The following is a 12575-nucleotide window of genomic DNA, read 5'->3' as shown; positions in this document are numbered from 1 at the left end:
TCACGGCGTAGATCAAGGCGAGCCATAACATATAGCCGGGGATGGCGATGGCATGCCCGGCGACTTCAAATTCCAGCGTGCCGGAAATGCGCCACATGATCATGCTGAACAGCACCACCAGAATGATCGCCTGGAGCAGGTTCAAGCCCAGGTCCAGGGTCTGCTCGACGAAGATCTTGCAGTCCTCGGCAATGCGCTGATCGGGGTTGTCGTAGGTCACGCTGTAAAAGCGGCTGCGGTAGTAGCGTTGGCTGTCGAGCCACTTGCCGAGAAAGGCCTGGGTGAGTTTTTCTCGCCAGCTGATCAGCAAGCGCTGCTGCACTTGGAACTTGGCCATGGTGCAGGCGATGAAGGCGACGTCGAGTACCAGCAACTCCACGACGTGATAACCGAACGCAGCGGCGTCCAGACTTTGCAACGAGTTGTAAAAGCCCAGGCTCCACTCGTTCCAGCGCACCTGGATCGCAATGATCCCGGCCACCGCCAGCATGGCCAGGGCGAGTGTCAGCCACGCGCGACGACGGCCTTGAGCTGACCAGTAAGGTGCGGCCAGCAACTTCATATCTTGGATGAACATCGGAGCGTCCTGCCTGGCAAACTCGGGGGTGACCCGCCGTGTTGAGTCTTCGGAATTCAAAAAACGTGGTAGGTTAACAGTTCTCAAACTCAGTTACGAAGCCTCATGACGTCTCTTCAAACCACCGCCCGAATGCTCGACGAAACCCTGCTCGATCAGTTGTTTCGTTTCGATGGCGCCTTTCTGCGCAGCACCTGCCGACTGAGCAGCCACGTCGAAGGCCGTGGGTTGATTGAGTTTCGCGATCCGCAAACCTGCACTGACCTGTTGAGTCTTTACGCTCACTACTATCCCGCTGCGCCTCGGGCTGCACTGGTGTCGCAATGGTCGATGGACTTGATCTGCGTGACGCTGGCCTTACCGCTGGCCGCCGCTGCGCAGGATCTGCGTTGTATCGTGCATGATCCCCATGTGGCGCTGGAAAACGGCATGCCTGTGGCTCAGGTGTTTGCTGCCGGTGAGGTGCTGCCATTGAACAATCCGTTGGCCTTCGCGCAGCGCCTGTTGACCGACGACATGGCGCCTCTGGTGCAGGCACTGGCCAGCGCAGGGCGGGTGGCTCAGCGCTTGCTATGGAACAACGTGGCGGCCGCCATCGATGTCGCACTCGATTACTTCCAGATGCCGCACGCGCCACAATGGCGTGACCATCTGTTTCGGGAGCGGCACTGGGCCGATGGCACTCGCAATCCGCTATACGGCTTCCTGCAACTGGCTCCCGGTCCGAGCGGCGTGCCATTACTGATGCGCAAAGTGTGCTGCCTGCACCATCAATTAGGTGATGCACGCCCGTACTGCGACAACTGTCCGCTGGTGCCGGGCGCTGACATCACAGCGCCTCATCAGGCATAAGCCGCGTGCGCTTCCACCTGGGTGAGACGGCCGTTCTCTACTTTCAGCACCCGGTCGGCCTGCTGGAAGTAAGCGTCATCGTGGGTGATCACGATTACGGTTTTGCCCCGGGCTTTTAGTTCCGGCAACAGCTCCATGTAGAACACCCGCTTGAAGGTCGGATCCTGGTCGGCGGCCCATTCATCGAACAGATAAAACGGCTTGTCATCCAGATACGCCGACACCAGCGCCAGTCGCTTGCGTTGACCCGTAGACAGTTCCACGGTGGAAAAACGGTCATCGACAATGCTGACTTTGTGTCCTAACCCCAACGCTTTCACATAACGCGTCGCTTCGGCGGTGCGATGTTCGGCGTCCGGTCCGTCGTCACCCAACAAATGTTCGAACAGGTGGAAGTCAGCGAACACCGCGGCAAAGTGCTGACGGTATTGCTCGCGGTTGTCGTCATCCACTTCCACACCGTTGAGCACCACACAACCGGTTTCCGGTGCATACAAGCCCAGCATCAGCATCGACAGCGTGGTCTTGCCACTGCCATTGCCACCCACCACAAACACCAGTTCACCCTGTTCCAGCGTCAGGTCCACCGGGCCGAGCATGAAGGGATGATCCTCGTGCTCGCCGGGATAGCGGTGGCACACGCCGTTGAGCAACAGGCGCATCGGGCCTTCACTGGCGAACACATTGCCGAGCGGCGCAGCTATCTGGGCTTCGGTGCTCAGCTCCGCGTCCAGTTGGCGAATGCGGTTCAGGGCGATGCTGGCTTGACGCAGCGAGGGCAGGGCGATCATCAGGTCGGAGATCGGCCGTACCAGGTACAGCAAGGTCACGGTGAAACTGGTCAGCACGGTAATCGGTTGCGGCAGCCAGAACGGCACGATGAATAGCAGCACGCCGAGGTTGAGGTAAAACAACAACGTGCCGAGGTTGGCCACCACCGAATACCCGGCCATACCGCGCAGGAAACGCACGCGAAACTCGTCGGCACCCGGACGGATGACTCGTTCGACAAAAGCTTCACCGCGGGCGTTGTTCAGCTGCAATTCCTTGCTGCCTTCGATCAGGCTACGAAAGTGCTGATACAGCACATCCTTTTGCTGGCGCACTCGTTCCAGATGGCTCAACGGCCCACGTTCGGCCAAGTGAAACGCCACCAGGCCGACCATCAGAAACAATGCCAGAATCGCCAGCAACGACCACGACAACCAGGCCAGATAGGCAAAGCACGCCAGGGTCACCACGGCGTTGACGAACAGCAGCGGCACCCACTCGAACGCAGCGGTAAACGTGTGCACGTCTTCGGTGAGGATTACCAGCAAGCGGTGTTTGCCCATGCCTTGCAGGCGTTTGAGCGGGGTGGCGAGCAGCTTGCGCGACAAGTCGATACGCATCTGGAAAATCGCGCTTTGGGTCAGGTGCAGCAGCGACAGTTCTGAACAGAGTTTGCTCAGCAGCATGCCGATACACAGCCCGAAAAACCCCAGGGCCAGTTCCGGCAATTGCTGCGGGTTGGCCAACCCACGGTTGATCAGAATCACCAGCCCCGCACTGGCCAGACCGCCCAGTGCGCCAGTGATCGAGGCCAGAGCCAGCAGGCGTGCCGATTGGCGGTAGAGATAGAGAATCAGGTTCATGCGACGGTTTCCGTCGAGGCCATGGCCAGCGACTTGTTGAGTTGTTCATGGAAGGCGGACTGCCCGAGGATCGAGTCGTGATCGGCGGGGACCTGATGATGACAGGTTCGCTGGCTGATCGCGTCCCATTGCGCCGGCAGATTCGGGTGCTCGACAAGCGTCTGTTCGGCCCACCAGAGTCGCAGGGTGGCCTGCGCGACGGGCACCGAATAGCCGCTGACCCAACGACGCGCGTCGGCCATCACATTCAAGGTCTGTTCGACATAGGCCAGCGGTGCATTGAGCCCTAGGCCGTTGGCACTCGTCCATTCCAGCAGGGCGAAACGCAATTGCTCCACGCGACCCAGTTCGGCAGTCGCCGTGCGCAGCTCCGTCAGACATTGCGCGGTGAGTCGCTGGCGACTGTCGCTGCTCAATTCTTGCTGAACGATGGCCTGCAGCGCATCCCACGCCAGCGTTTCATCCTCGGCGTGGAACGTGCTGTCGAACAACCCCAACCACTCAATCGTTTGCCCTTGGGCCTCCAGTTGCCGGGTCAGCTCCAGCGCGAGCAAGCCGCCCATCGACCAACCGGCCAGGCGATACGGGCCCTGAGCCTGAATCTGGCGGATCTGCGGCAAGTATTCGCGGGCTAATGCAACGAGGTCCTGACTGCGCAGCGACTCGGGCAGCGGAACGCCGTACACCGGCAGCACCTTCGGCAACCCGGCGACCATCGGCATGTAATGGTGAACCCCGCCCGCTGGCTGGTGCAGGCAGAACAACGGTGTCTGTCCAGTTTCACCGGCCTGCAAGGAAATGATCGCTGCCTGGTCGTGGGACCGGGTAATTTGTTCAGCAAGGCCGATCAACGTCGGGTGCTGGAAGATCACACTGACCGGCACCTCAATGCCGAGCGTGGCGCGCAACCTGGCGGTCATACGCACCACCAGCAGCGAATGGCCACCGAGGGCGAAAAAGTCGTCATGACGGCCGATTACTTCAGCCTCCAACAGCTCTTGCCATACTGCTGCGAGCACTTGTTCGACATGCCCTTCGGGCGCTGCGTAAGCCGCGAGACTGCGATTTGGCGTACGGGTCAGCAAGGCACGATGGTCGACCTTGCCGTTGGCAGTGCGCGGCAGCTGCGCCAGCCACTGGATATCGGCGGGAATCATGTGCGCCGGTAACAGCGCCCCGAGGGATTCGCGCACGGCACTGGCCTGAAGTTGAGTGGCCGATTCGATGAACGCACGCAAGCTCGGTTCGGTCTGAGTGGTGTCCAACAAGACCACCGCCAGTTTGGCGGCGCTGACGTTGCATAGCGCGGTTTCGATTTCGCCCAACTCGATACGGTAACCGCGCAATTTGATCTGTGAGTCGGTGCGCCCGAGGAACAGTAGTTGTCCGTCCAGGTCCTGCCAGGCGAAATCGCCGGTGCGATACAGGCGTTGGCCGTCGAGGGATGGATGACTGGCCTGGATGAATTTCTCGGAGGTCATCTGCGGCAGGCCCAGATAACCTTCGGACAGTCCCGGTCCGGCAATGTGAATTTCACCTTTGAACCCTCGGGCCACGGGGGCGCCGTCGCTGTCGAGCAAATACATCTGGGTGTGGGCAATGGCGCGGCCGATGGGGACGGACCCCGCGTTCTGATCGGGTTGGCAGAGAGCGACGGTGCTCCACACCGACGCTTCCGTCGGTCCGTATTCGTTGTAGAGCTGCGCGTCCGGTAGGCGGCGATAGTGGCTGTCGACCAGCGCTGGCGGGCAGCTTTCACCGGCGACAATCGCGGTGTTCAATGGACTCGGTACTTCGCCCAACTCGTCCAGGATCAAGGCGTACAACGAAGGCAGTGCCAGCAGGTGCGATACGCCGTGGCTGCGGATCAGCCGGGCCAGTTGCAGCGGATCTTTCTGTTCGGTTTCGCTGGCCAGGTGCAGGCAACCGCCCTGGGCCAGGCTCCAGAACAGCCCGGCGATGGAGCTGTCGAAGGCGAACGACGACAGCAGCAGGAAGCGTTGCACCGGCTGCGGATACCCCGCCAGCCGCGCCGCCAGCGAATGCAGGGCGTTGGCATGGCTGATGACCACGCCTTTGGGCTGTCCAGTACTGCCAGAGGTGTAAATCAGGTAGGCCGGCTGGTCCCGCGAGACGGTCGGCTCCTCCCGTAACGGCACCACCGGCATCGCTCGATCAATCGCCATCGCGCTCGGTTGCCAGTCCGCCGGCAGATCTTGCACGCGAGCGTTATGAGTCAGCACCAGACGGGCCTGGCTGTCGCGCAGAATATGCTCGATGCGCTCGGTGGGGTAGGCCGGGTCGATCGGTACGTAGCAGGCGCCGGCACGCAGGATGGCGACCAGCGCCACCACTGCATCGATGTCACGCGGCAGGAAATGTGCGATCCGAGCACCGGGTTCCAGGCCTTGGGCAAGCAATTGCTGAGTGAGGGCCGTGACGCGTTGATCCAGTTCGGCATGACTCAAGGTGCCGCTTGGGCCAGTGACCGCCGGGCATTGAGCGTTGGAGGCCGAGCCTTGGGCGAAACAGGCTGCCAGGTTTGGCAGGGCAAAAGTGGCGGCATAAAGCTGTTCTTGCGCCGGGCTCAAAGTCGGCGAAGTGGCCAATGCGCCGGTCACCCGTTGTTGCTCGGCGGCGCTGCAAGTTGTCAGTTGGCTCAGGCTGGCGGCCGGTTCACGCAGGCTGTGCTCGATCACGCTCAGCAACTGCTCGGCGAGGAGCTCGACATGGGCAGGTGAGTAGAGCGCGGCATCAAAATGCAGTGACAAACCACTGGCCGAACGCGGCTGGTATTGCAACAGCAACGCACAATCAGCGCTGACACTGTCAACCTGTTCGATCTGCCAACCGACATCGTTAAGCGCACTGTGCGGCACGACTGCGAGTTCGCGATAACCCACGCCCGACAGTGACGGCGCGTTGCTCAAGTGGCTCGGGTAGCTATCCCGGGCATCGTTGATCAGTCCAACACGCTCGCTCAATTGTTGGCACAACGCGGCAAACGACAGCTCGGGCGCGGTGTCGAGCGTCAGCGGCATGGGCTCGGAAAACAGGCCGATGGCATCACCCAACACGTCCGGACGCGTCTGGTTTTCGTAGGCCAGCGTCAGGCGTTCGGCTTCGCAGTAGCGTTGCCACAAGGTGACCCAGGCGGCGAGCATGACCGTACCGGTGCTGACGCCGAGGCTTGTCGCTTGCTGATCGAGGCGTTGCAGGGTGGCGTCGTCGAACGACAGTTGCATCCGCGCCATTTCGACAATCCCGGTAGCCGGATTCTGCCGCTGCCAAGGCAAAGGCACATCCGCGACCATTGCATTGAACTGCTCATCCCAGAACTGTCGGCCCTGGTCGTCCACCGACTCCAGACGCCACGCCGCATAGTCGGCGTATTGCAGCGGCGGCTCCTGAGGCGCAGCTTGCAAGTAACCCAGCGCCCATTCTTCGCTGAGGTAGCCCAGGCTGGTGCTGTCCAGATGCAAGGCCGGCAGGTGCAAGGTCGCTGACTGGGTGTTCACGTGCAGTTCGATTCCCAGCGCCTGCCAATCAGCGGTTGAATCGTCGATCACCTGCATCGGCAGCGACATCCCCGGCAGATGCTGATAACGGGTGCGCAGAATCTCGTGGCGTTGCATCAAGGCCAGCAAACTGCTTTTCAGCCGTGCGCTGTCCAGCGGTTGTTCGCTGCGAATGCGCAGCGTGGCCCGCTGCGCTGACGGAGCCAGACGAGTTTGTTGCCGGCGCCACAGATGCGCCTGTTGCGGCGACAGTTCGAAGCCTTCGAATGGCGTGTCTTCGTGAGTCTGAGTCATGCTGAGACCTGTGCAAAAAAGTAGGACATGAGCGTCGATTGGCCGATGACCATCATTGTTCGGCATCCTTCACGACGCTGCGGCGACGGGCCTGGCCCAGGGTGCTCTGGCGCGCGCTACCGGCTTCACGCAGCGCAGCTTGAGCCAGCTCGCGGCGGGTCTGTTGCAGTTGATTGAGTGGCACCAACAACTGAGCGACGCTGGTGTCAGCGTTCAGCACGAGTTGCTCCAGCAGGCAGACGAACAGGCTGTCGAGCAATTCGACGTAGGCACTGGCGTAACGCCCGGTGTCGTAGTCGTAAACCACCAGCAAGCCTTCACCGTCATCCACGACGTTGATCAGCAGGTCCACATCCGAAGCTTGCGGCTCAAGTTCCCGCTCGCTGATCGCCAGACCCGGCAAATGCAGGTCCTGCTGACGGGTGTTCTGCACCACCAGTTTGACCTGGAAGAACGGCGTGTAACGCGCATCCCGCTGTGGCAGCAGGTCGGCCACCAAGGCGTCGAACGGCAAATCCTGATGGGCAAAGGCATCCAGCGCCACGCGGCGGGCATCGCTCAGCAATTGATCGAAAGTCTGCTGCGGCGCGACGCGGCAACGCAGCACCAACTGGTTGACGAAGAAGCCGACCATGTCTTCGGTCTGTTGCTGATGACGGTTGGCGATGTCGGTGCCGACCAGCAGGTCTTCGCGTCCGGTCTGCTGATGCAGCAACACGTTCAGCGCGCTGTGCAACACCATGAACGGCGAAGCCTCGCGAGCCGTGGCCAACTCGCCGATGGCCTGAGCCAATGACGCGGGCAAGCGACGGCGATGACGCGCGCACTTGCCGTGATCGCGAGTTTGAGCGCCCGGCAACAACAGCGGCGCCGGGCTGGCTTGCAACTGCTGGCGCCAGTAGGCCAGTTGTTGCTGCCAGACCGGACCCGGCAGGTGCGTGCGTTGCCACACGGCGAAGTCCGCGTATTGCAGGGCCGGGGTTTCGATCCGGGCAGCCGTGGTGCCGAAACCGATGTAGTCCGTGGCCAGTTGATCTACCAGTTGCGCAATGGACCAGGCGTCCACCGCAATGTGGTGCATGGCAATGGTCAACACATGAGTCTGCGCGTCCAGTTTCAGCAACCGCGCGCGAATCAAGGGCGCCTGCGTCAGGTCGAACGGTTGGCCGAAGACCTCGGCCAATTGCGCCTGGATGGCCGGCTCCTGTTCCTGCGCCGAGACCGCTTGCAGATCGTTGACCGGCAAGGCAAACGACTGCGCCGCTTCAATCCGCTGCCAGGGTTCACCGTGATCGCTGTGCACGGTGCTGCGCAATACTTCATGGCGGGCGATTAATTGTTCGAACGCCAGGCGCAAGGCTTCGACATTCAGCGCCCCGGTCAAGGTCAGGGCGAACGGAATGTTGAAACCGCTGGAGCCAGGATTCAGTTGCTCAAGGAACCACAGCCGTTGTTGGGCAAACGACAGTGGCAGCGGCTGCGAACGGTCTGCCGCAGAGATCGCAGGCAGGGCCAAAGGTGCCCCCTGCAAGCGGGCGCTGTCGATTGCGCGGGCCAGGTTTTCCAATACCGGATGATCGAAGACTGCACGCAGTGGCAGGTCCACCGCGAGTTGGCTGCGAATCCGCGAGACCACCAGCGTCGCCAGCAATGAGTGTCCGCCGAGGGCGAAGAAATTGTCGTCGGCACCGATCGCCGTCTCATTGAGAATCTGCGCCCATATCGCGCCCAGTTGCTGTTCGGTGTCGCTGCGCAGCGGCCGTTGCTCGCTCAGGTCGTTGCTGTCCAGCGCACGTGCAGTCAACCCTTTGCGGTCGACCTTGCCGTTGGTGTTCTGCGGCAGCGCGTCCAGTTGTTGCCAATGCGCCGGCACCATGTACGACGGCAAGCGTTGGCTCAGCCATTCGCGCAGCACCGCCACCGGCGTGTCATCGCCGGTCCAGTAGGCGACCAGTTGCAAGTCGCCACGTTGGTCGGCGTTGACGATCACGGCCACGGCTTGCACGGCGGGATGACGTCCCAGATGATCTTCGATTTCCCCCAATTCGATGCGGTGACCGCGGATTTTCACCTGCTGATCACGGCGACCGAGGAACTCGATCACTCCGTCCGCACGCCAGCGACCCAGGTCACCAGTGCGGTAGAAACGCGCGCCGGGTTCGAATGGATGTGCGACGAACGCAGCCTGGGTTTTCTCCGGATCGTTCAGGTAACCACGACCGACGCCGATGCCACCAACGCAGATTTCCCCCGGTACACCCACTGGCACTGGCCGCAACGCGGCATCCACCAGGTACAGATGATTGTTGGCGGTCGGCCGGCCAATCGGCATGGCGTTGCCGCCTTCTTCAGGCACAGCGGTCAGCGGGTGGAACGCCACGTCGTCCGAGCATTCCGCCGGACCATAGGCGTTCATCAGCGGCACATGGGCAAAGCGGCTCAGCCAGGCCTGGGCCAGCGCTGGAGGCAGGGCTTCGCCGGTCGGCAGCAACCAGCGCAGCGCCGACAGTTGCGTGTCGGTGCTGGCGAGGTCGAGCAGGGCACGGATCATCGTCGGCACGGCTTCGAGCACTGACATTTGTTGGTGCTCCAGCGCTTCCAGCAGGCGCACGGGGTCGTGGGCGATCACGTCCGGCAGGATGTGCACGGTGGCGCCAAGGATGGGTGCGGCGAGGAACTGCCAGACCGAAATGTCGAACGCCGGGGAGGCGGTCTGGGCAATCCGGTCCGCGCTCGACAGGCCCAGGGTCGGCACCTTGCCGAAGATGTTGTTGAGCATGCCCCGTTGCTCGACCATGGCTCCTTTGGGCGTGCCGGTGGAGCCTGAGGTGAAGATCACGTAGGCCAGATCGTCGGGGCTGCCTGTGACGTTCAGTGGTGTTGCATCGCCCACCAGCCATAGGGATTCGGTGCGCAGGCGGCGCGGAGTCGCGGTGCTCGCGGCCAGTGCTGGGTCGATGACCGCGTCGGCACTGTCACTGGTCAACAGAATCGTCGCCCCGGACAGTTCGAGAATTTCGCTCAGGCGCTGAGGCGGATGCTTGATGTCCAGCGGCAGGTAGGCCGCGCCTGCCTTGAGCACGGCAATCATCATGCTCAGCAATGGCAGGCCGCGTTCAGCGGCCAGCGCCACCAGCGTGTCGCGACCGGCACCGGTTTCGATCAGCGCTCGGGCGAGACGACTCGAGCGCTGATCCAGTTCGGCGTAGCTCAGGCTGTCGGCGCCGCACACGGCAGCGATACGCTGCGGATGCTCCGCCACTTGCCGGGCGAACAGTTCGGCGTAGGTTTGATCCAGCGGGAAGTCCAGTTCACTACGGTTCCAGTCCACCAGCAGGGTCTGGCGTTCATCCGGCGTCAACAACGACAGCGAGGCCAGTGGCGCGTCAGGCTGGGCAACCATTTGCGTGAGCAACTGACGCAAATGGCCGAGCATGCGCTGCACGGTGTCGGTGTCAAAACGTGAGGCGTCGTAAGTCAGGCGAATGCCCAGCCGATCACCGGGGTAGAGGACCACGGTCATCGGGTAGTTGGTGTGCACGCGGTCTTCATAGATATCAACGTTGAAGTCGACTTGACGATCCGACAGACCTGCGTCGAACGGCGCGTTTTCGAACACCACCAGGCTGTCGAACAGCGAGCGACCGTGCTCGATTTCACTCCAGCGCTGAATGTCCACCAGCGGTGCATGTTCGTAGGCGCGCAGCTCGTAGTTGTGCGCGAACAACGCTTGTAGCCACGGCACCACGGTTTGCGAGTCGTCAACCTTGACCCGCAGCGGCAGGCTGTTAATGAACAACCCGACGATGTCTTCCACGCCCGGCAAATCGGCCGGACGTCCCGACACCGTAACGCCGAACAGCACGTCATCGCTGCCGCTATAGCGGGACAACAGCAAGGCCCAGGCGCCCTGAATCCAGGTGTTGGGCGTGAGCTGGTGCTGCTGGCACAACGCTGTCAAGGCGCGGGTGTCGACAATCGACAGGGTCACGTCAAGGTTGGCCACCGCTTCGACCGCCTGCTCGGTCACGGCCGGACGATCCACCACCAACGGCGTCGGTGCGCTGAAACCGGCCAGTTCGCGGGTCCAGAATTGTTCAGTGATCGACGTGTCCTGGCATTGCAGCCAATGGATGTAATTGCTGAACGACGGCAGCAACGGACGCGCCACAGGCTGGCCGAGTACGCGGGCCTGATAGTGGGCGAACAGGTCAGCCATCAACAGACCGAAACACCAGGCGTCGGTCAGGATGTGGTGGAAGCTGCGCACGATCAGGAACTCCTGATCGGCCACCTGGAACACCCGAAGGAAGGTCAGCGGTGGGCGGCGCATGTCGAAACCCTGTCGACATTCGGCGTCCAGCACGGCGTCCAGTTGACGCTGGCGGCTTGCTTCGTCGAGGTGACGCCAGTCGTACCAGGCGAAGGCCGGGTCGGTGTCGTGGTAGACACATTGCAGCGCTGCCTTGCCGTCCTGCCACCAGAAACCGGTGCGCAGCATCGGATGCCGGGCCAGTTGCTGCGCCCAGGCGAATTCGATGGCGCTGCGGTCCAGTGCGCCGTCCCAGCGATAACGTTGCTGCATCAGGTAGATGCCGCTGTTGGGACGTAGCAGGGTGTGCAGCAACATGCCTTCCTGCATGGGCGACAGGGGCAGCAAGTCGTCGATGCCGGCCCAGTCGAAGTTTGCACCGAGGGCTGTGAGGTCGTGACCGGCGGCGCGGCACAACGGGAACGCGTGGGCACCCGGGATGGCTTGCTCGGCGTTGGCAGCCAGCAGGGCCAGACGCTGCTCCAGTGCCTCGGCCCAGTGTTCTGCGCCTGGGCCACGGCAATCGATTTGCAGTTGACCGTGTTGCAGGCTGACGGACAGGGTCAGCCCGGGGCCATCGGTTGGCGCGCTGGCGGCGATGACCTCGCCCAACGGCCCTTCAGGGGCTTGCCATTCGCCAGCCATAACGATATGCACGGTCGGCTGCGGCAGGCTCAGCAGCGGTTCGCGCAAGTAGTCGTTGTCAGCGAGATAACGCAGCACGCCGTAGTCGTCACCGGTGTGCGGGGCGGCAGCCAGTTGCGCGTCGACCTGTGCAAGCAATTGTGCGGCGTTGGCGCCGGGTGTCACGTTCAGACGCAGCGGAACGGCGTGGCTCAGCGCACCGATCACCGTCGCCGGGTTGAAGTCGGTACGGCTCAGGGCACTGCTGAGCGGCAAACGGGCCCGCTCGCAGCGACCGCGATCCAGGCTCAGCCAGACGTCTTGTTTGGCACTTTGCTGCGCCAGTTCCGCCGCGACAGCGGTGGCCACCAGCGATGCCCAAGGCGCGTGGCTGCGGCGTTGCAGCAGGTTCAGACGAACGCTGAGTGGCGCCGAAATCTGTACGCGGCTCTCAGTGGTCAGGTCATCTGGTTGTGGGACGGACGGCAGGGTTTCACCAGCGTATTGCAGCCAGTATTCCCAGGCCAATTCCAGGCCGTCTTCATCGCGGGCACAAAGGTTTTGATGTTCGGCCCATTCATTGAGATGGCCACCGTGACGCGGCAATTCAATCGTACGATCGTATTGCGCTTGAGCCACGGCCAGCGCCAGGTCAGTCATCAACAACGCCCAGGAAGCAGCATCCAGGCGCAGTGCATGAGACACCAACAGCACGGCGTCGCCTTGTTCCGACAGGCACGCGTGCCAGCCTTCACCTGCTGCGT

The 12575-nt window shown here is 62.2% G+C and carries 5 protein-coding genes; 1 reads left to right on the top strand and 4 read right to left on the bottom strand.

The features are described 5' to 3' along the window. Positions 1–577: SbmA/BacA-like family transporter (locus WLY71_RS26310; protein WP_347805873.1), on the bottom strand; the 577-nt coding region annotated here is incomplete at its 3' end. A 105-nt stretch (positions 578–682) separates the two neighbouring features. Here WLY71_RS26310 and fhuF point away from each other — a divergent pair. Beyond that, the gene (gene fhuF, locus WLY71_RS26305) at positions 683–1429 is read left to right on the top strand and encodes a siderophore-iron reductase FhuF (protein ID WP_347805872.1); all 747 of its coding nucleotides are present in this window, start codon (positions 683–685) and stop codon (positions 1427–1429) included. Here fhuF and WLY71_RS26300 read toward each other — a convergent pair. From WLY71_RS26300 to WLY71_RS26290, 3 genes are all read right to left on the bottom strand, one after another. Further along, a complete protein-coding gene (locus tag WLY71_RS26300; protein ID WP_347805871.1) occupies positions 1420–3063 on the bottom strand; it encodes a cyclic peptide export ABC transporter in 1644 nt (547 codons plus the stop codon). The genes fhuF and WLY71_RS26300 overlap by 10 nt on opposite strands. After that, positions 3060–6875, bottom strand: coding sequence for a non-ribosomal peptide synthetase (locus WLY71_RS26295; protein ID WP_347805870.1), 3816 nt, complete (start codon positions 6873–6875; stop codon positions 3060–3062). The genes WLY71_RS26300 and WLY71_RS26295 overlap by 4 nt, the downstream gene beginning before the upstream one ends. 52 nt (positions 6876–6927) lie before the next feature. Further along, positions 6928–12575 (bottom strand): amino acid adenylation domain-containing protein (locus tag WLY71_RS26290; protein ID WP_425589967.1); only part of this gene is annotated, 5648 nt, incomplete at its 5' end.

Origin of the sequence: Pseudomonas rossensis, assembly GCF_039888995.1 — a bacterium.
Classification (GTDB): domain Bacteria; phylum Pseudomonadota; class Gammaproteobacteria; order Pseudomonadales; family Pseudomonadaceae; genus Aquipseudomonas; species Aquipseudomonas rossensis.
This window is presented reverse-complemented; position numbering and strand designations above follow the sequence as displayed.